Here is a 19690-nt window from a genome sequence, read left to right as displayed (position 1 = left end):
GGGGTTTGTGACTACCTCGGACCACGGCCACGACCCGCCGGACGCGTGAGTCCGACGGCAGCCCGCTAGTCCGTCAGCCCGTAGCCGCGCCGGAACAGCGCGACGTCGACCAGCACGATGGCGGCGGTCAATCCCGACAGGACGACCAGCGAGAACCGCGGGTCGACCTCGGCGGTGCCCAGAAAGCCGAACCGGACGCCGTTGACCATGTAGACCATCGGGTTGACCAGCGAGACGTCGCGCAGCAGCGGCGTGAGGTCCTCGAGCGAGTAGAAGACCGCGCCGAAGAAGACGAGCGGTCGGAGGATGAACTGGTTCATCACCGTGAGGTCATCGAAGTCGTGCGCGACGAGCCCGCCGATCACGCCGAAGCTCGCGAACAGCAGCGTGATCACGAGCATGAAGGCGATGAGATAGCCGGGTTCCGCGACGGGAACCGGCCGATACAGCCCGGAGATGATCCCCCAGCCGATGACCGCGATCAGTCCGCCCACGAGCAGCCCCCGGATCGCCGCCGAGAGAATGTACGCCCAGACCATCCCGGTGTACGACAGCGGCGAGGTGAGCACCTCGTGGATGTACTCGTTCCACCGGCCGTGAAAGATGGAGAAGGAGGCGTTCTCGAAGCTGTTCGAGACCGCCCCGAGCACGATCAGCCCCGGCAGGATGAACAGGATGTAGGGGACGTCGGCGATCGTCCCGACGCGTTGGCCGAGGATCACGCCGAAGACCGAGAAGTACAGCACGTTCGTGATGAACGGCGGCGCGAACGTGTTGCGCGGCCGCCGGATGAACCGGAGGATCTCCCGCTTCGTCAGCGTGAGGAAGCCGGTGAGGTCGACCCGTGAGTCCTCTGCGGCCATTATCGTCCCCCTTCCCGGTCGACCGATCCGTCGACCGATACGCTGACCGACCCGCCGTCCCGGATCAGGGGTTCGGCTTCGGCGCCGTCCGCGTCGGCATCAGCGTCGTCCGCGCCCGCAGCGGCGCCGTCCGCGTCGGCGGCAGTATTTTCCGCGCCGGTCCGTTCGCCGGCCGGTTCGACCCCTTCGCCGGCCGGTTCGACCCCTTCGCCGGCCGGTTCGACCCCTTCGCCGGCCGGTTCGACCCCTTCGCCGGCCGGTTCGGCCCCTTCGCCGGCCGCGTCCGTGGTCTCCTCCCGGCGGGTGAGGTCGACGAACACCTCCTCCAGCGAGGTGCGTTTGATCTCCAGATCGAGGATCTCGTGGCCGGCGCGGTCGAGCTCCCGGACGAGATCCGGTGCCACCAGCCCACCCTGCCGGGCCGTGACGACGAGGCGGTCGTCCTCGGCGGCCACCTCGTCGACGCGGTCGTCGTCCGCCCGAACCGAGGCGGCAACCGACGCGAGATCCGCGGCGTCGTCCCGGAGCGTGACGACGATCCGGTCGTTGCCCCGGTCCATCAGCTCCTCGGGCGAGGCGATCGTCACGATCTCCCCGGCATCGAGGATCGCGACCTCGTCGCACAGCCGCTCGGCCTCCTCGATGTAGTGGGTGGTGAGCAGGATCGTGGTTCCGCGGTCGTTGAGCTCGGTGACGAGGTCCCACAGGTCACGACGCAACTGGACGTCCACGCCGGCGGTCGGCTCGTCGAGGATGAGCAGGTCCGGTTGGGTCACGAGCGCCCGCGCGAGCATGAATCGGCGCTTCATCCCGCCCGAGAGCCAGTCGAACCGCGTGTCGCGTTTGTCCCAGATCCCGACCTCCTTGAGCGCCTCGTCGGCGCGCCGGCTGGCCTCCTCAGGCGGGACCCCGTGGTAGCCCGCCTTGTGCTCGAGCACCTCGCGGATGGGGAAGAACCGGTCGACGTTGAACTCCTGGGGCGCGAGCCCGATCCGGTCGCGTGCCTCCCGGTAGTCATCCTCCACGTCGTGGCCGAAGACGGACGCTTCCCCGCCCGACGCCCGGACCAACCCGACCAGGATATTGATAAAGGTCGTCTTGCCCGCCCCGTTCGGGCCCAACAGGCCGAAGAAGGAGCCCTCGGGCACCGACAGCGACACCCCCTTCAGCGCCTCCACGTCCCCGTACTGCTTGCGGAGATCCGTGATCTCCAACGCGTTCGTCATACACGGATCGACGCCGTGGGCGTGGTTAAACGCCGCGAACGCGGCCCTCCGTGGGGGTGACCGACACTCGCCGCGCGTCCGGATTCGGTCAAGCGGGAGTCAGTCGCTGGCCAATCCGGAGCCGAAACGGCGTCGAAATCGTGTCGACTAATCATATAATATATAAAGAATAATATAAATTATTTGGAGAGGTGGGTCATATATACCGAAGTCACCGTTCCGATGAAGGTCTGTTATTGTCATATATTATTAAATATAGTCTACTATGAGGCTAACGAACCGTTGGAATCGTGCGAGGTACCGCTAGAGTTTTCAGACTGTTTCCTAATAGGAATTATATGCCTAATAGGAAAGAGTCGATCTCGCTGGAGTTGCAGTATCCGTTTCCGGAGGAACGGGTGTTCCGATACCAGGCAATGCAGGACGTTCTCGACGTGCTCATCGACCAACCGTATGCGGCGTACTCGATGAGCGATCTCGCGACCGTCACGGGGGCACACAAAGGAACGATCTCGAAGGCGGTTCGGCTGCTGTCCGAGCTCGAGGTCGTCGAGACGACACGGGACGGGCGGACCCAGCAGGTCCGGATCAACCGTGACCGGCTCACGAAACCGGACCCGATTCTCTCGATCCCGCAAAGCGAGTTTCACCATCCAATTCGAGCATTCCTGCAACGAATCCGGGACGAGGTGGACGAGTTGGTCGGAGCCGTCCTGTTCGGCAGCGTCGCTCGGGGGGAGGCGGACAGGGCCAGCGACATCGATCTGTTAGTGATCGTCGACGACGACAAGACGGTAGCTCGTCGGACTATCCAGGCGATCGTCAGCGATCTCGAGGATCAACGGTTCGAGGGGAATCGATACACGTTCCAGCCGCTCGTCGAATCGACTGACAGCGTTCGACGAATCGGCGATCAGCTTCGTCCCCAGTTCGAGGCCGGGATCACGCTGATCGGCTCCGACCAGCTCTCCGAGCTTCGGAAAGGGGTGTACACGGATGAATGACGACATCCGGGATCAATTGGTGGACGCCGAGCGGACCTTCGAGGGCAGCCCCGGAACGATCGAGGAGGGGTTGGACGTGGACGACGCGGAGTTGGTCCAACTTCGCCGTGCATGCCGGCTATTGGACGTCGGAGCAAATCTCCTCGAACAAGGGTACTACACGGTCGTGATCGAGTCGGCGTTCGTCGCCATCGAGCGCACCATCCAATTCCGGTTGATCTACGACGGAGCAATGTCCCCCAGGAGGTCATCAGTAGCCACCGACGGCTCTACCAGCGTGGCGCCGAGATCGGCCTCTATGACGACGCGTTCGGGGACGACCTCGCCGAGCTGTGGACCCGGAACCGAACGAAGACCTACTACAGGCTTGGCATCGCAACGAAGGAGCAAGCTGAGGCGATGCACCAGCTTGCCGACGACATCCACCGGCACCTCGTCGATATGACTCGGGTATCATACGAGTGTCTCTGTCAAGGCTAACCGATGGATACTCAATAGATAAGGGTCGGCCACTGAAGCCGGACGAATTGGCTGGGATGAGCAGCAGATCGTCAGGTGAGGGTGGTCTCCCGGCAGAATTGAGATCTACGCTCTTGTGTAGCACATTGTTGATGTAGAGCATCCTTGCGATTCTGTGATGATCGAAGTGTGACTAGAACCCGGTTGTTGGGTGATCAGACAGGCAGTTTCTGGTCCAGCTCTTCGCCGGAGAGCTGTATCAACAATCTCCTACGGAAGAGCGTCCCCAGATAATCGACTCGCACCCTGTAGTCACCGGACCGTTCTCAACACAACCTGTTCTGATAGATGCGCTAGCGGTCACTACGCACCTTTCAGCGATCGATCGTTTCACCTCCTTCGTGTCCACCACCTCGACTTTTCACCGGCTCCGCTCCACGCTGCCACGCCCCCGGATCCGCACGCTTTAGCGGCGCGACGCCCTCGCTCGGGTATGGACGTACTCGAGGTCGCCGCCGACGCGGTCGCGACGGGGCCGGTCTGTGACGCCTGTCTCGGCCGGCTCGTCGCCGACCGGAGCTTCGGGCTCACGAACGCCGAACGCGGGCGCGCGCTGCGGACGTCGCTCGCGCTCGCATCGGACGAGCCCTTCGAGCCACCCGAACCGGACGACTGCTGGGTGTGTGAGGGTCGGTGTACCGAGTTCGACGACTGGGCCGAACGCGCGGCGGCCGCCGTCGAGGGGGTCGCGTTCGACACCTACAACGTCGGCACCCGGACCCCGCCGCTGATCGAGGAGAACGGCCGGTTCCTTCGTGAGGAGTGCGGGCTCGACCCCGACGCCGGCGAGGCGTTCAACTCGGAGTTCAATCGCGAGGTCGGCAAACGCGTCGGGCGGCTGACCGGCGCCGAGGTCTCCTTCGACCGCCCGAACGTGCAGTTCACGATCGACCTCGACGCCGACCGGGTCGACGCGAAGATCAACTCCGCGTTCGTCTACGGGCGGTACCGGAAGCTGGAGCGGGACATCCCGCAGACCGAGTGGCCCTGTCGGGAATGTCACGGGTCCGGCCGCGCCGGCCGGGAACCCTGCGAGCATTGTGACGGGACCGGCTACCTCTATGAACACAGCGTCGAGGAGTACGTGGCTCCCATCGCCGAGGACGTGATGGACGGAACCGACGGCGTCTTCCACGGGGCCGGCCGCGAGGACGTCGACGCCCGGATGCTCGGAACCGGCCGGCCGTTCGTCATCGAGGTCGAGGAGCCGCGCCGGCGCCGGATCGACGTCGAGCGCCTCGAGGCGGACGTCAACGCCTTCGCCGACGGGGCCGTCGAGGTCGAGGGGCTTCGGCTCGCCACCCACGAGATGGTCGAGCGCGTCAAGGGGCTCGACGCGTCGAAGCGCTATCGGGCGTTCGTCGCGTTCGATGAGGCCGTCTCCCTCGATGATCTCCGCGCAGCCGCCGCGGAGCTCGAGGGTGCCACGATCGAGCAGTACACCCCGAATCGCGTCGACCATCGACGAGCCAACCTGACGCGCGAGCGCGAGGTGTACGACGTCACCGTTCGCGAGTCGCTCGCGGACCTCCCGGACCGTCCGGATCCCGCGGCCAGCGCCCCGGCTGACGACGCGATCCCTGACTTCGATCCGGATGATCCCCGCCACGCGATCGTCGACATCCACGGCGAGGGTGGCCTCTACATCAAGGAGCTCGTCTCGAGTGACGAGGGCCGCACCGAGCCGAGCCTCGCCGGCCTGCTCGACGTCGAGGCAACGGTGCTCCACCTCGACGTCCTCGCCGTGGCGGGCGAGGACGAGCCGTTCGCCGACGAGGGCTACTTCCTCGACGAGGATTCGTAAGCCGACCTCCCGAGACGGTCCCGTAAGCGGCCGTTCTGACGACCCGGTACGTCACGGGACGAGCTGCCACGCGGCCGCGAACGCGACCAGCGAGACGACGAGGTTTCCGACCGCGTTCAGGACCGCGGTCCGCTTCTCGCCCCGGTCCCAGAGGCTGACGGTCTGAAAGCTGAACGACGAGAACGTCGTGAACGCGCCACAGAACCCGACGCTAACGATCAGCAGTGCGTCGGCGTCGCTCACCCCGACCGTCACCGCTCCGAGAACGAAGCTCCCGAGGGCGTTCACCACGAGCGTCGCCCACGGAAACGACGTTCCGTCGACGAGCTGTCCGACCAGATATCGTAGCGTCGCCCCCGCGGCGCCACCGATGCTGACGAGGAGCACCTCCATCACCCATCACCCGACGTCGGCGGCCGAATTCCACCCCCGGAAGCCGCCGACACGACCGTTCGGCTCGCGATCACGCCGCCGAACCCCGCCGCGTAACTGGCGACGACGTACAGGACCGCGAGTCCCGGCGCGGTCTGCAAGACGTCGGCGACGAACGTGCTGTAGGTGGTGAACGACGCGAAGAAGCCGGTTCCGAGGACGTACCGCGACCGTTTCGAGAGGACGTCGTCCGCCCGAGCGTCGAAGAGCAACAGGCCGAGCCCGAAGCTCCCGACGGCGTTGACGGTCAGCGTCACGAACAGCGCTCCACCCGCGGCTGCGCCGACCGCGTGCCGGAGGGTTGCCCCGAGGGCTCCGCCGATCGCGATCAGGACCACCGCTTTTCCGTGACGAACGAGTTGTCTCCGTCGCATTCGTGCATCCGGGCCGAGAGCCGTCAGTCGCGATGCGGACGTGACGGAACCGACTCGATCCGGTCCCTTCTCGCCAATCCTCGGCGAAACCAACGCATAAACGCACCGTTCCACGTGGCCCGCGATCGTCGCGTCGATCCCCGACGTCAGACGCCACCGAGTCGATCCCCGGGACGTTTTTTCCGCTGCGGATCCCACACCGAGTATGAGCGAGATCTCACTCGCGATCCCGCAGGGGGTCATCGACGGCCTCCCCGAGGACAGCCAGGCGACGAAGCAGGACGTCCACCGGGCGGTCTCGGGCATCGAGTCCCGGCTCAACGCCGAGATCGAGGACGCGGCCACGACCGCCGAGGCGGCGAGCGTCGTGGTCGACGCGATCGAGTTCCTCGAGGACCGGATGGAACGGTACGACGCGTTCGTGCCCGAGCTGCGCGCGTGGGGCCAGTCGCCGATCTACGCGATCACCTGGCGGAACCTCTACGCGGAGCTGATCGCCCAGCTGTACGACCACGAGTGGCTCGCCGAGGAGCTCGATCGCGAGCGGAACTACCGGATCGTCGAGGACGGGATCCGGTTCGGCGGCTGACCGCGCTCGGCGCGGGGCGAATCCGTCGGCTACCCTGCCGGGTCGGGATCGATTCCGCCGCTCGTCCCGGTCCATCGACCCTCTCCATCCCACTGGCCGACCCTCTCCATCCCACTGGCCGACCCTCCCGCCCACCGACCGTATTTAAGCGTCCGCCGTCCCTTGGTGGCGTATGGAACTGGAGTTGCGATTCTTCGCGACGTTTCGGGAAGCTGCGGGTTCGAAGACCGTTCACTTCGAGGTCGACGACGGCGCGAACGTCGGGGACGTGCTGGCGGCGCTGGAGGACGAATACGAGGGGCTGCGGGGGAACCTGATCGATGACGGGGCGCTCGCGCCACAGATAAACGTCCTGAAGAACGGTCGCGAGGTGCTACATATGCAGGGACTCGATACGCCGCTCTCGCGGGACGACACGCTCTCGATCTTCCCGCCCGTTGCCGGCGGAACCGTCGATGCTGGTGGGAGCGACGCCGACGCTGGTGGGAGCGACGCCGATAATGACGGAAGCGACGCTATGGACCGCCGCGAGCGGTCGTATCGGGGAATTTCGCGGCGGCTGGCGGCTCACTACCTCCGCAACCTCGGCGGAACCCTCGTCGACACCGACGACCCCGCGGAGGCGACGCGAGTCGAGGGCGACGGTTGGACCGCGGAGCTGTCGGCCGAGCCGGTCGCCGTCGCCGGATCCCTGACGCTCACCGAGGTGACGGTGGGCTTCACCGGCGATCCGGCGGTCCTCGACGATCTGATTGAGCGGTTTTCACAGAAGGCGATGCGGGCGGGCGGATGACTCCCGACCGTACTCCCTCGGATCGGTCTCCTGCGGATCGGTCTCCTGCGGATCGGTCGGCTCGGGAGGTCGACGCCGACCCGGCCCCCCTCGAACGCTCCACGGAGACCCTCCCGTTCGACGGGACCGTCATCGTCCAGGCCGGTACCCTCGCGAGCGTTCCCCTCTCCCGACTTCCGGCCATCCTGCGTCCGCTCCAGTCCCGTCTCGCCGACCGGATCGACGACTACCGGCGCGAGCACGAGCGCGTCCTTCGGGAACCGGACCGCGAGGTCTTCCTCGTGGACCTCGACCACTGGCGCTCGCTCGCTGACGGACTCGGGCTCGGCGAACGTCCCCGCGAGGCCGCCCGACGAACCCACGAGACGCAGCTGGAGCGGTCGGGATCGGTCCACGACCGGCGCGCGGAGTTCGAGGCGGCGCTCGAGATCCGGTCCGCGGTCGTGATCGGGACCGACGACACGACCGAGTGAGACTTGCTCGCCTCGAAGCAGCCCCCTCGAAGCAGCCCTCCCGAAGTAGTCCCCTCGAAGCAGCCCTCCCGAAGTAGTCCCCTCGAAGCAGCTCCCCTGCAGTGAAACCCGGCGGCACCGTCCGACTCCGATACGGCTTTCAGGTGCCCGGACTGACCCGGCCGTATGAACGCGGACTTCCGCGCGGGCGCCCGAGACGTGTTGCCCGTCCTCCTCGGCGTCGTTCCCTTCGCGATGGTCGTCGGAATCGCGGCCATCGACGCGGGGTTGACGCCGCTGCAGGCGATCGGGATGTCCGCGTTCGTCTACGCCGGGTCCTCCCAGCTCGCCGCGATCGAGCTGTTGGGGGAGTCGGCCCCGATCGCCGTCGCGGTCTTCACCGCGATCATCATCAACCTCCGAATGGTGATGTACTCGGCGTCGATCGCGCCGCACTTCGACGACTATCGACGCCGCACTCGGGCGTTTCTGGCGTATTTCCTCACCGACCAGGCATACGCGCTCTCGCTGACGGCGTACGAGGCGGACGCGGTCGAGGACGAACGGTGGTACTATCTCGGCGTCGCGACCCCGATCTCGATCGTCTGGATGGTCTGTACCGCCCTCGGCGTCGTCCTCGGATCTGGCATCCCCGACTCGTGGGGGCTCTCGTTCGCCGTTCCGCTGGTCTTCCTCGCGATCCTCGTTCCGGTGATGAAGGACCGACCGCGAACCGTCGCCGCGATCGTCTCGGGCGCCATCGCGGTGGTGCTCGTCAGCGCGCCGTTCAACCTCGGCCTGCCGACCGGCGCGCTCGTGGGGATCGCGGCCGGCCTGCTCACGGAGGCGGTCCGGAACCGATGACCGACCACGGTCCGATCGCGATCTGGGTCGCGATCGTCCTCATCGGCGTGGCGACCTACCTGATCCGACTCTCGTTCATTCACCTGTTCGGGCGCATCGACGACGTCCCGCCGGCAGTGGAGCGCGCGCTTCGATTCGTCCCGCCCGCCGTGCTCGCCGGGCTGGTCGCGCCCGCCCTGATATCGGTCGGCCCGACGCTCGAGGCAACGCTCCTCGACGACCGGCTCCTCGCCGGCCTCGTCGCCGGCGCGGTCGCCTGGCGGACCGAGGACATGTTCGCCACGATCGGCGTCGGGATGGCCACGCTGTGGCTCCTCCGGTTCGTCGTTCCCTAGCGCCAGCTCCGCCGCGGCAATCCGCCACGACGTGTCGGTCTCCCCCGTTTCCCGTTCCACCCCCGATCGTTTTCACGTCCCCCTGCGATCGGTGCGGTATGTACGACGACATCCTGTTGCCGGTCGCACCCGACGGCGACACTTCGCGGGCGGTCCCGCACGTCGCGTCGCTGGCGAAGCACTACGACGCCCGCGTCCACGTGCTTGCGGTCGTCGACACCCTCGAGCAGGCCCTCGGCGATCCGCAGCTGGAGACGCTCACCGAACGCCTCGAGACGGCGGCCCACGACCGGGTTCACGAGGCTGAGACCGAACTGAGCGACCGCGGGATCGAGGTCCACACCCACGTCCACCGTGGCACCCCCCACGAGGCGATCCGAACCGCGATCGAGGACCTCGACGTCGATCTCGTGGTGATGCCGACCCACTCCCGTGAGGGCCTCGAACGGATCCTCCTCGGCTCGATCACGGAACGCATCATCCGGCAGTCGCCGGTGCCGGTCGTGTCGATTCCGATGGAGTAACCCCGGCGTGCGCGCGTTTCGCATCGCCTACGACGGTCGGCCCTTCTCCGGCTTCCAGCGACAGCCCGACGTGCCCACCGTCGAGGACGTGCTCTTCGATGCGCTCGATGACCTCGGCGTCGCCGACCTCCCGCGCGGTCCGTCGGGCCGCCGCCCACGTCCGACGGGCTACGCCGCTGCGGGTCGAACCGACGCCGGAGTGTCCGCGGCCGCCCAGACGATCGCCTTCGAGGCTCCCGACTGGCTCACCCCTCGGGCGTTCAACGGGCAGCTCCCCAAGCAGGTGCGGGTCTGGGCCGCGGCCGACGTTCCGGACGGTTTCCACGCGACCCACGACGCGACCCGCCGAACCTACCGCTATCACCTGTACGCCCCGACCGATCCGGGACTAACTGGTGACGGGTCAACCGGTGCCGGCGTCGCTTCGGAGCCGCCCGCGGTCGCCCCCCTCGTCGACGACGACCGCGTCCGGACGGCGCTCGCTCGGCTCGCCGGCGAACACGATTTCCACAACCTGACGCCGGACGAGACGGGGACGGTGCGGACGGTCGCGACGAAAGCCGACCGCGACGGCGACCTGCTCGTCATCGAGGTCAGCGCGGACGGCTTTCCGCGCGAGTTCGTCAGGCGGCTCGTCACGCTCGTCCGCGCGATCGGAACCGGGGACGCCCCGATTTCGCGGATCGATCGCCTGCTCGCCCCCGAGCCGGCGTCCGGTCCCGACGGGATCGGTCCGGCACCACCGACGCCGCTGGTGCTTTGGGACGTCGAGTACGCTCCACGTGACGCCCCCGATGCCGTCGACCGAACGGAGGGGCCCATCACGTTCGAGTCCGATCCGGAAGCCGTCGCGAGCGCGTGTACCGCCTTCGGCGAAGAACACACGAACGCCCGTCACGCTGCTGCAGCGACCGACGCGCTCCGTCGTCGGGTTGGTTCAGGGGCGTCGAGCGTGCGTCGATCCTGACGGGACGCCGAACGTGTATCCCGCGGGCCGAACCGGAGGCGTCCAGCGGGACCGATCCCCGACTGCGGGCCGACTGGCCTCCGGGTGCCGGCGGTCGATCGCCGTGAAGCGCTACGTTCAAGTACGCCCGACGGAAACGTCGTCGTGCACGCGCCGTTGGTCCAGTGGTAGGACATTAGCTTCCCAAGCTAATAGCCCGGGTTCAATTCCCGGACGGCGCACTCCCTGCGGTCGTGCGCCGTCCGACGTCCCGTTCGCTTCGCTCACGGGACTCCCGGACGGCGCATTCTTCGAACGTCGTGAGAAACATCGCCGGGGGGATTGTACCTCTCTCAGTGGTCGCGTTCCGCTTTTCGCCAGCGCGATGTTCGGACCTCGGCACTCCGTCATCAGCCGGTTCGGGTGTGGTCGTCTCGACCAGTTACTCCTCGGCCTCCGGACGCGTGAGGCCGCGCTCGAACTCGTCGAACTGCTCGATGTCGTCCGGAATTTCGGCGGGAATCTCCCGTGCATCCTGGTTGTTCTCGAGCCGTCCGTCGTCGATCTCAGCCGCGACCGACTCCCAGCCGGGTTTCACGCGGATGCTCTGTGCGGGCATGCCGACGACGACGTGGTGGTCCGGCACGTCGCCCTGCACGACCGCCCGCGCACCGACGACGCTGTTCTCGCCGATCCGACAGCCGGCACGCACCATCGAGTCGTAGGTGACGCGGGCGTCGTCCTCGACGATCGTGTGGAAGTTCCGGATCGACGTCTGGTCGACGATGTCGTGGTCGTGGCTGTAGATGTGGGCGCCGTCGGAGATGGAGACGCGATCCCCGATCGTCAGCTTCCCGCGGTCGTCGAGGTGGACGTCGTCGTGGACCACGACGTTGTCGCCGATCTCGATGTTGTGACCGTAGGTGAACGAGATGCCCTTGAAGAACCGGCAGTTCTCCCCGCAGTCCGCAAAGAGGTGACGTCCGAGCATCTGCCGGAACCGGAGCGCGAAGTGGATGTTGTCGGCCATCGGCGTCGCGTCGAACTGCCGCCAGAGCCATTGGAGGTATTTCGAGCGCTTGAAGGCCTCCTCGTCCTTTTCGGCGTAGTACTCGGACTCGAGCGTCGCGTTACACGGGTCGTAGCTCTGGAGCCGTACCCGCTCGGCCCGCGAGACGTCCGCGCCCGCCTGCCAGGCGTCCCACGCCTCGCGGTCCCCGTGGAGGTCGATCAGGACGTCTCGAACGACGTCGCAGGTGTCCTCCGACGAGGAGAGCCGGTCGTCCACCTCGTCGATGAACGCCTGAACTCCCGCCTCCGCGTCGTCGGGGAGGGACACGTGTCGCTTTGTCATCGGTGGCCGTTGACCGGCGATCCACAAAGGGATTCGGTTGTGCGACATCGTCGCTTTCCCGCGCTCGGAGCGCGTTCTGCGGCGTCCCGATCGGTCGACGACCCTTCGGGCGATCGCCCCGGTCGGACGGCCGAACCACACGCGCTAAGTGGGGCGATCCCCAACGCGAACGTATGCACGACCGCGAGCTCGGGAACTCCGGGGTTGCAGTGAGCGAGATCGGCTTCGGCGCCTGGGTCATCGGGACCGATTGGTGGGGCGACCGCACCGAGGACCAGGCGGTCGAGATGGTCCAACACGCCCTCGATCGCGGGATCACCTACTTCGACACCGGCGACGTCTACGGCCACGGGAACTCCGAGGAGCTCCTCGGCCGCGCGCTCGGCGAGCACCGCGAGGAGGTGACGCTCGCGACGAAGATCGGCTACGACTTCTACAACAATCCGCAGGCCGGTCACGGCGAGCTCCCCAAGGAGCTCACCCCCGAGTATCTCCGGGAGGCATTCGACAAGTCGCTCGACCGACTCGGGACCGACCACGTGGAGTTCCTCCAGCTGCACAACGCCAACGTCGAGGAGGTGACGCCGGAGGTGCTCGAGGTGCTCCGCGAGTTCAAGGCCGACGGCCGTGCCGAGTCGATCGGCTGGGCGCTCGGCCCGTCGATCGGGTGGCTGGCGGAGGGCGACGCGGCCGCCGAGTACGAGGTTTTCGACGCGGTGCAGACGGTGTTCAACCTGTTCGAGCAGGAGCCCGGCATGCACTTCATCGAGACGATCCGCGAGATTGACGCCGCCACGTCGGTCCTCGCGCGCGTGCCCCACTCCTCGGGGCTGCTCAACGAGCAGGTCACGCCGGAGACGGAACTCGGAGAGGGCGACCATCGGTCCTACCGCCCGGACGAGTGGTACGAGACCGGCTGGGAGAAGCTGGAGGCGATCCGGTTCCTCGAGCGTGACGGCGAGCGGACGATGAGCCAGGCCGCCATCCGGTGGCTGCTCTTCCACGACGAGGTCGCCTCGGTGACCCCCACCTTCCGGACGACCGACGACATCGACGAGTGGGCGGCGGCCAGCGACGTGCCCTCGCTCTCCGCAGACGAGTACGAGCACGTCCAGGAGTTATACGCCGAGAACTTCGGGATCGACCGCTTCGACGGGATGGACGAGCTGCGGACCTCCGTCGACGGCGAGGACATCCAGGCCGCAGGGCTCGACAAACGGGCTGCCTCGTACTGAGGGCTCCCCGTCTCCCGGCTCGGATTGGCGAACAGCCGGCACCGTGAAGGCGTTCCACGACGGCGTGCCGGGCTCCCGCCTCGACCGACGTGGACGGTCGGTTACGTCACGCGGCGGGGTGGTGCGCGATCGGGGATAAACCATCGGCCGAGCGGCAGCGTCAGGTACCCGGCTCCTTCGAGTCGAGATCGAATGGCTGCAGCCTCGTTAGCGGCGTCTCGTTCACTTTCGCTTCGGGTTGGCGAAGCGTCTCGAAATCGCCGATCGGTCCCTGACGGACGTGTCGAAACGGGCGGCTCGGGAGAAAACCCATCGTCACACGGGGCTCGGTGGGGGTAACCCCTCGTCACCGCCGCCCGGTGACGATAGAACCCGACGGGGCTTGAGTACCCCGATCTAGACCAAGTCGTACCGGCGCTTGAGGTAGTACCCCGAGAGCCCGGCGACGGCCAGCGGCACGAGGATGCTGCCGACGAACATTCCCTGGATACCCATCCCGACCATCGCAACCATTCCGACGATGCTGCTCAGGATCGGCGCCAGTGCGGCCAATCCGACGAAGAGACCGGTCGATGGGCTCCAGTCGGTCGCGTATTTCACGTACTTGATGTCGTAGTAGAACGCGATCGGCAACACGATCCACGCGATCAGTTGGACCGGTCCGCCAACGAGCAGCGAGGTGAGCGCCTGGCTCCCGGCCGCAAGCGGGGAGCCTCCGCCCTGGATACCCTGCACGGCCGACATCGCGCGGAACTGCAGGAGCGCGACGATCACCCAGAGGGCGGCGCCGACGCCGACGCCGTACACCCAGCTGTCGGACGGCGAGGATCGTTGGGTCGTGGTCCCGCCGCGTGGCTGTCCACCGCCGCCCGCACCGCGACGTCTCCCGCCGCCCCGCGTCGGCTGCCCGCCCTGGTAGGCCTGGTTCCGGACGCCGCAGTTCGGGCAGATTTCGGCGTCGGCCTTGATCCGTTCGCCGCAGCTTCGACAGTAGACTTCGGTGACGCTCATTCGGGATCTCTCACCAGGTTGCGCCGGCCTGTTCGAGTTCTTGCCGGGCACTTTCGATGATTCCCTTCGTGTGGAACGGGACGATGAGCCAGCCGAGGAAGAAGTAGTTCCCGGTCAACAGGTTGATCACGGCATACATCGTCTCGTCGACCATCAGGTATCCGACCGGGGTGAGGAGGAAACTCACCAGCATCACGGTCGTCTTGTCCTTCCCGGCGACCTTCTGCAGCTTTCGCTTTCGCATCTCCGACATTCCGCCGCCGGCAGCACCGCCGGCGCCTCCGCCACCGGCAGGGGCCCCGCCCGTGGCCGGCGCGCCGGCGGGAGCCGACATTGCGGCCTGTTGCCGAACGCCGCAGCTCGGACAGATCTCGGCACGCTCCTTGATGACCTCGCCGCAGCTGGTACAGTAGACCTCGTCCGGACCGGGTTGACCGCCGCCACCCGCCCCTCGCGGTTGCTGGCCGGCCGGCCGCCCCGCCGATCGGTTTCCGGTCTCGGGTTGCGTTCCTGCCGCCCGCCGTCCGCCGGCCTGTGGTTGGCCTTCCGGACCTTCCGCGGTCGGCTGCCCGCCGGCTTGCGGCTGGCTCTGCGTCCGGGCCGATCCCGCCGCTTCGGCAGTTTCACCTGCATCCCCTGTCGCGTTCGATCCGCCGCGTTGGGGGCTCGATCCGCCGCCGGATCGTTTCTCGGACGCGTGGCCGCCGGGTCCCGAAGCTCCCCCGCTGTTGGACGCCGGGGCCGATCCGGATCCACCCGAGGTGGATTCCTGGCTTTCGGCGTCGCCTCCCCGCGTGTTCTCTTGTTCGCGGGCGTTCGATCGCGCGCCCGTCCGCTCCGTCGGGTTTCGCTCCCGCGACCCGTCGTCGCGTTCGGAACGGCGCGTCGATCTCCTGTTCCGTCGACTTCGGCGGTTCGCGTCGCCGCTGTCGGCGTCGTCGCGTCGTTCCTGGGATCGACGCGACCGATCCGATCGTCCGGACCGTGACCGGCCACCCGACCGGTCCGCTCCCCCCCGATCGTCGTCGCTCGACCCGAACTGCCACTCACCGTCGTCGGACTCCTCGTCCCGATCCGAGTCGTCCCTGTTGTTCGATGGCATCGCAGTCGCTTAGATAGGCTTCCGTCCCTCACTTATTCTTTCCGGGTATTTGATAGACGCCCCCGAGTTCCGGCCGTCTCCGCCAGTATCGTCGGGGTTTTTCGTCGGGCCGACCGATCCACGTCCGTATGGAACTGTTCGCGGTCCCCGATATGCCCGAGATACGGGCCGGCGACGACCTCGCCGCGCTGATCGACGAGCGCGTCGACCTCCGTCCCGACGACGTCGTCTGCGTGGCGAGCACGGTCGTCTCGAAGGCCGAGGGTCGCGTTCACGACTACGACGACTTCCCCCCGAGTCCACGAGCCAGGGAGCTCGCCGACCGGCTCGAGTCGGCCACCGGCGATTCCAAGGATCCCCGATTCGCACAGGCGGTCCTCGAGGAATCGACCGAGATCATTCTCGAGGAGCCGTTCCTGCTCACCGCGAGCCGGTTCGGCCACGTCGGCGTCAACGCCGGCATCGACCGGTCGAACGTTCCCGACGGCGACCTCCTGTTGCTGCCGAAGCGACCGGCTGAGAGTGCGGAGCGGATCCGGTCGGGGCTGCCCGCCGGCCGTGTGGTCGTCACCGACACCTGCGGTCGACCGTTCCGCCACGGTCAGCGTGGGGTCGCGATCGGCTGGTCGGGGTTGCCCGCCAGCCGCGACTGGCGCGGCGAGCGCGACCGCGACGGTCGCGAGCTCGGCGTCACCGTGCAGAACGTGGTCGACGAGCTCGCGGCAGCTGCCAACCTGATCGCCGGCGAGGGGGACGCCGGGACGCCGGTCGTGGTCGTTCGTGACTTCGAGTTCGGCGACCACGCGGGATCGGACGCGCACTTCCGTGACGTCGAGACCGACTTCGTTCGGCAGGCGCTCCGCGAGTGGCGGTACGATGGCGGGGACGGAACCTGACGTTTGGTGACTCAGTATGCTCGGAATCGAACTCACGCCGGAGGACGAACTGGATCGACTCGTCGAACGCGGACGCGCGGCTGAGGCCGCCGGCTACGACGCCGTGTTTTCGACGTGTCACTACAACAACCGCGACCCCTGGGCGTTCCTCTCGCGGCTCGCGGCCGAGACGGAGACGATCCGGCTCGGTCCCGGCGTCGCCAACCCGCTCGAGACGCATCCGGTCACGCTCGCCTCGCGGCTCGCGACGCTCGACGAGGCGTCCGGCGGACGGGCCGTGTTCGGGATCGGCCCCGGCGACCCGTCCACCCTCTCGAACCTCGGACTCGACGAGCGGCGGGGGCTTCGCCCCGTCCTGGAGGCGTTCAAGTCCGCCCAACGACTCTGGGACGGCGAGCGGATCGACCACGACGGCAGCTTCGAGGCGACCGACGCCGGCCTCAACTACGAGCCGCCGCAGGGGAGCGACCTCCCGGTCTACGTCGGCGGCGAGGGACCCCACATGTGCCGGATGGCCGCCAAGCACGCCGACGGGCTGCTGTTCAACGGGTCCCATCCGGCCGACCTGCGCTGGGCGCGCGAGCAGGTCGCCGACGGGCTCGAGGACCGCCCGGACGACCGCGGCGCGTTCGAGCTGGTCGCGTACGCCAGCGTCAGCGTCGACGAGGATTCCGACGCGGCACGCGAGGCCGCCCGTCCCGCGGTCGCGTTCATCGCTGCCGGGGCCGCCCCGCCGGTGCTCGACCGCCACGGGATCGATCGCGAGGCGGCCGAAACCGTCGGCGACCGAGTCAGCGCCGGGGAGTTCTCCGCCGCCTTCGAGGCGGTGACGCCCGCGATGATCGACGCGTTCTGTCTCGCCGGGTCACCCGCGGACGTTCGCGACCGCGCGATGGATCTCGGGGAGCACGTCGACGGACTCGTGGTCGGGTCGCCGATCGGGCCGGACGCCGACGCGTCGATCGACGTGGCGGCGTCGGCGCTCGGTGACGTCTTCTCGGCGTAGCGGAGGAGGGCGACGTCTTCCCGGCGTGGAGGGGGAGGAGGAGGAAAAATCGGGATCGAACGGGGACGATATCCGGGACCGAACGTCGTCCTGATCGCGGCGGGACGGACTATTCGTCGTCCGTCCGGGAGCGATTCACTTCCCGGGCGAGGGAAGCTGGATGCCGACGGTGCTCGCAAGCGCGCCGACCGCGAGGTAGGCGATGGCGACGATGGAGCCGACGAGCAGCACCTGTCCCACGAGGAACGCAACGATCGAGAGCGGGTCGCCGTTGGCCACCACGTTCTCGAGGAAGATGGTTGCGAGCTGATACACGCCGAAGACCAGTTCCGCGAGGAACTCGACCGGTGTCATACCCCACGGTAGGACGGAGGGGTATTTGGGTGTTGTTTCTGCTCGGAACCGGAATGGCCCCGCGGATGACCGCCCTGCCCGGCGGTCTCCGCAACCGAACTCCTTACCCCGGCCGATCACGAAACACGACTGATGAATACCCTGCTGTGGATCCTTCTCGGGGTGCTCGCGTACACCGCGGCGGCGGCGTGGCTGCAGAACCGTGGGCTGCTTCCCGAGTCCGTGCGGGTTTCCGGACCGATGACGACGATCCACACGAAACGCGGAAAGGCGCTTCTCGACCGGCTCTCCGCGCCGAAACGCCTCTGGCGGGCGATCGCGAACCTCGGGGTCGGCGTCGCGCTCGTCATCATGGTCGGCACGTTCCTGCTGCTGATCGCGAACGCCCTCAGCGTGCTCTCGAACCCGCCGGAGCCGACCGGCATCAACACGCCCCAGAACGTCCTCATCATCCCCGGCGTCAACGACTTCCTTCCCCTCTCAGTGGCCTTCGAGATAGTCTTGGGGCTGCTCGTCGCCCTCGTCGTCCACGAGGGCGCACACGGGCTGTTGTGCCGCGTCGAGGACATCGAGATCGACTCGATGGGGCTGGCGCTGTTCACGCTGATCCCGGTCGGCGCCTTCGTCGAACCCGACGACGAGTCGACGACGTCGGCGACCCGCGGGAGCCGAACCCGGATGTTCGCCGCCGGCGTCACGGCGAACTTCCTCGTCGTCCTCGTGGCGTTCGGGCTCCTCTTCGGTCCGGTCGGCGGCGCGGTCTCGGTCGCCTCCGGCGCGGCGGTCGGCGGCGCGTATCCGGGGTCGCCGGCCGCGGAGGCCGGTATCGGGTCCGGCGACCGGATCGTCGCGCTGGGTGGGGACCCGGTTGACAACGGGACCGACCTCACCCGCCGACTCGCCGGGAACGCCGACGATCGGGTCACCGTCACGCTCCACGACGGAACCGAGCGAACCGTCGACCGGTCGCTGCTCGTGACTGGCGTCGCCGAGACGTCGCCGCTCGTCGACTCCAACGGCTCCGACGGCCTGGCGGTCAACGACACGATCGCGACCGTCGACGGGGACCCGGTTCGGACCGAAGCGGCGTTCCGCGAGGCGGTCGCCGCCGACCACGTCGCCGCCATCGGAACGGCGAACGGAACGACCGTCGAGGGCCCGATCGGCGCCCTCGCCGTCGTCGTTCCCGACGGACCGCTCAACGCCACTGCGGGCGCGCCGGCCGGCGAGAGCGTCGTCATCACCGCGGTCGGGGACGACCGTGTCGTCGACCGTGGGGACCTCAGCGCGGCGATCGACGCGCGCGACCCCGGCGAGGAGGTGACCGTGGTCGGCTACGTCGACGGCGACCGGGAGGAGTTCGCCGTCACCCTCGGGTCGAGCACAGCCAGCGGCGAGACCGCGGGATCTGGCGACGACTCCGCGACGGGGGGCGACGCGTACCTCGGCGTCCAGATCGCCGCCGGGTTCTCCGGCGTGTCGGTCGACAGCCTCGGCGTGACCGGATATCCGGCCGGCCAGTACCTCTCGATGCTGACCGGTGCGGCGAGCGACACGTTCCTCGGCACGCTGCTTCTGATCACCGTCCTCCCGTTCTACTCGATCGTCGACCCGTCGGTCCAGTACAACTTCGCCGGCTTCGTCGGGACGAACGTCCAGTTCTACGAGGTGACCGGACCGCTTTCGACGCTCGGCGACCCGGTCGTCTTCCTCGGCGCGAACGCGCTCTTCTGGACCGGCTGGATCAACCTCCAGCTCGCGTTCTTCAACTGCATCCCGGCCTTTCCGCTCGACGGCGGGCGGATCCTCCGGACCGCCACGGAGGCGGTCGTCTCGCGCTTGCCGATCGACGCGAAGCCGCGGCTCACCCGGACGATCACCACCGGGGTCGGGCTGACGATGCTCGTCGCCCTGCTCGTGATGCTGTTCGGTCCCGTCGTGCTCGGCTGACCGCGACTGCAGCCCTCGGCCGTGTCCGCCGAACGCAACCCTTACCGCCGGTCCCGA

Annotated in this window: 21 protein-coding genes, 1 tRNA gene and 1 pseudogene; 15 read left to right on the top strand and 8 right to left on the bottom strand. The window is 67.7% G+C overall.

The window, feature by feature from the left end:
• Positions 1-65: 65 nt before the first annotated feature.
• Together CPZ00_RS06575 and CPZ00_RS06570 are read right to left on the bottom strand one after the other, a co-directional pair.
• Positions 66-863, bottom strand: a complete 798-nt coding sequence (locus CPZ00_RS06575; RefSeq protein ID WP_096390171.1) for an ABC transporter permease — start codon at positions 861-863, stop codon at positions 66-68.
• Positions 864-1153: 290 nt separating this feature from the next.
• A pseudogene (locus tag CPZ00_RS06570) lies at positions 1154-2089 on the bottom strand (ATP-binding cassette domain-containing protein); the annotation flags it as partial.
• A gap of 338 nt (positions 2090-2427) precedes the next feature.
• Here CPZ00_RS06570 and CPZ00_RS06565 point away from each other — a divergent pair.
• From CPZ00_RS06565 to CPZ00_RS06555, 3 genes are all read left to right on the top strand, one after another.
• Positions 2428-3093, top strand: coding sequence for a nucleotidyltransferase domain-containing protein (locus CPZ00_RS06565; RefSeq protein WP_233255146.1), 666 nt, complete (start codon positions 2428-2430; stop codon positions 3091-3093).
• Positions 3086-3538 (top strand): hypothetical protein, encoded by a 453-nt coding sequence (locus CPZ00_RS06560; protein WP_233255145.1) that lies wholly within the window; start codon positions 3086-3088, stop codon positions 3536-3538. Before CPZ00_RS06565 ends, CPZ00_RS06560 begins: the two co-directional genes overlap by 8 nt.
• Before the next feature lie 507 nt (positions 3539-4045).
• On the top strand, positions 4046-5416 hold the full coding sequence (locus CPZ00_RS06555) for a tRNA pseudouridine(54/55) synthase Pus10 (RefSeq protein ID WP_096390168.1): 1371 nt from the start codon (positions 4046-4048) through the stop codon (positions 5414-5416).
• Between the two features lie 51 nt (positions 5417-5467).
• On the opposite strand, the gene crcB is transcribed toward CPZ00_RS06555, so the two are convergent.
• Entirely contained in the window at positions 5468-5809 is a 342-nt protein-coding gene (crcB, locus tag CPZ00_RS06550) for a fluoride efflux transporter CrcB (protein WP_096390167.1), read from the bottom strand.
• Complete coding sequence (locus tag CPZ00_RS06545; RefSeq protein WP_096390166.1) at positions 5809-6222, bottom strand: fluoride efflux transporter FluC; 414 nt, start codon at positions 6220-6222, stop codon at positions 5809-5811. The genes crcB and CPZ00_RS06545 overlap by 1 nt, the downstream gene beginning before the upstream one ends.
• A gap of 205 nt (positions 6223-6427) precedes the next feature.
• Between CPZ00_RS06545 and CPZ00_RS06540 the strand changes: the two genes are divergently transcribed.
• From CPZ00_RS06540 to CPZ00_RS06505, 8 genes are all read left to right on the top strand, one after another.
• On the top strand, positions 6428-6811 hold the full coding sequence (locus CPZ00_RS06540) for a hypothetical protein (RefSeq protein ID WP_096390165.1): 384 nt from the start codon (positions 6428-6430) through the stop codon (positions 6809-6811).
• A 172-nt stretch (positions 6812-6983) separates the two neighbouring features.
• Positions 6984-7604: a ubiquitin-like small modifier protein 1 gene (locus CPZ00_RS16135; RefSeq protein WP_394338429.1), complete on the top strand. Its 621-nt coding sequence runs from the start codon at positions 6984-6986 to the stop codon at positions 7602-7604.
• Entirely contained in the window at positions 7601-8077 is a 477-nt protein-coding gene (locus CPZ00_RS06530) for a hypothetical protein (protein WP_233255144.1), read from the top strand. Before CPZ00_RS16135 ends, CPZ00_RS06530 begins: the two co-directional genes overlap by 4 nt.
• 165 nt (positions 8078-8242) lie before the next feature.
• Positions 8243-8920, top strand: a complete 678-nt coding sequence (locus tag CPZ00_RS06525) for an AzlC family ABC transporter permease (RefSeq protein WP_096390164.1) — start codon at positions 8243-8245, stop codon at positions 8918-8920.
• Entirely contained in the window at positions 8917-9255 is a 339-nt protein-coding gene (locus tag CPZ00_RS06520; RefSeq protein ID WP_096390163.1) for an AzlD domain-containing protein, read from the top strand. The genes CPZ00_RS06525 and CPZ00_RS06520 overlap by 4 nt, the downstream gene beginning before the upstream one ends.
• Positions 9256-9353: 98 nt before the next feature.
• Entirely contained in the window at positions 9354-9779 is a 426-nt protein-coding gene (locus CPZ00_RS06515) for a universal stress protein (RefSeq protein ID WP_096390162.1), read from the top strand.
• A gap of 7 nt (positions 9780-9786) precedes the next feature.
• Entirely contained in the window at positions 9787-10746 is a 960-nt protein-coding gene (truA, locus tag CPZ00_RS06510; RefSeq protein ID WP_096390161.1) for a tRNA pseudouridine(38-40) synthase TruA, read from the top strand.
• A 150-nt stretch (positions 10747-10896) separates the two neighbouring features.
• A tRNA-Gly gene (locus CPZ00_RS06505) sits at positions 10897-10967 on the top strand.
• A 200-nt stretch (positions 10968-11167) separates the two neighbouring features.
• On the opposite strand, the gene CPZ00_RS06500 is transcribed toward CPZ00_RS06505, so the two are convergent.
• Positions 11168-12079, bottom strand: a complete 912-nt coding sequence (locus CPZ00_RS06500) for an acyltransferase (protein WP_096390160.1) — start codon at positions 12077-12079, stop codon at positions 11168-11170.
• A 173-nt stretch (positions 12080-12252) separates the two neighbouring features.
• On the opposite strand from CPZ00_RS06500, the gene CPZ00_RS06495 reads away from it, so the two are divergent.
• The gene (locus CPZ00_RS06495; RefSeq protein WP_096390159.1) at positions 12253-13314 is read left to right on the top strand and encodes an aldo/keto reductase; all 1062 of its coding nucleotides are present in this window, start codon (positions 12253-12255) and stop codon (positions 13312-13314) included.
• Positions 13315-13710: 396 nt separating this feature from the next.
• Here the strand turns inward: CPZ00_RS06495 and CPZ00_RS06490 are convergent, their stop codons facing one another.
• Complete coding sequence (locus CPZ00_RS06490) at positions 13711-14325, bottom strand: zinc ribbon domain-containing protein (RefSeq protein ID WP_096390158.1); 615 nt, start codon at positions 14323-14325, stop codon at positions 13711-13713.
• Positions 14326-14335: 10 nt separating this feature from the next.
• Positions 14336-15427 carry a zinc ribbon domain-containing protein gene (locus CPZ00_RS06485; protein ID WP_096390157.1) on the bottom strand — a complete coding sequence of 364 codons (1092 nt, stop codon included), beginning with the start codon at positions 15425-15427 and terminating at the stop codon, positions 14336-14338.
• Positions 15428-15555: 128 nt separating this feature from the next.
• Between CPZ00_RS06485 and CPZ00_RS06480 the strand changes: the two genes are divergently transcribed.
• Together CPZ00_RS06480 and CPZ00_RS06475 are read left to right on the top strand one after the other, a co-directional pair.
• Positions 15556-16323 (top strand): coenzyme F420-0:L-glutamate ligase, encoded by a 768-nt coding sequence (locus CPZ00_RS06480; RefSeq protein ID WP_096390156.1) that lies wholly within the window; start codon positions 15556-15558, stop codon positions 16321-16323.
• Positions 16324-16339: 16 nt separating this feature from the next.
• A complete protein-coding gene (locus CPZ00_RS06475) occupies positions 16340-17329 on the top strand; it encodes a 5,10-methylenetetrahydromethanopterin reductase (RefSeq protein ID WP_096390155.1) in 990 nt (329 codons plus the stop codon).
• 135 nt (positions 17330-17464) lie between these two features.
• Here the strand turns inward: CPZ00_RS06475 and CPZ00_RS06470 are convergent, their stop codons facing one another.
• Positions 17465-17683 carry a hypothetical protein gene (locus CPZ00_RS06470; protein WP_096390154.1) on the bottom strand — a complete coding sequence of 73 codons (219 nt, stop codon included), beginning with the start codon at positions 17681-17683 and terminating at the stop codon, positions 17465-17467.
• Positions 17684-17815: 132 nt separating this feature from the next.
• Between CPZ00_RS06470 and CPZ00_RS06465 the strand changes: the two genes are divergently transcribed.
• On the top strand, positions 17816-19633 hold the full coding sequence (locus CPZ00_RS06465; protein WP_172861792.1) for a site-2 protease family protein: 1818 nt from the start codon (positions 17816-17818) through the stop codon (positions 19631-19633).
• Positions 19634-19690 lie beyond the last annotated feature (57 nt).

It is taken from the genome of Halopenitus persicus, assembly GCF_002355635.1.
GTDB lineage: Archaea > Halobacteriota > Halobacteria > Halobacteriales > Haloferacaceae > Halopenitus > Halopenitus persicus_A.
The sequence above is the reverse complement of the archived record's forward strand: the minus strand, read 5'-3'. Positions and strand labels throughout refer to the sequence as shown.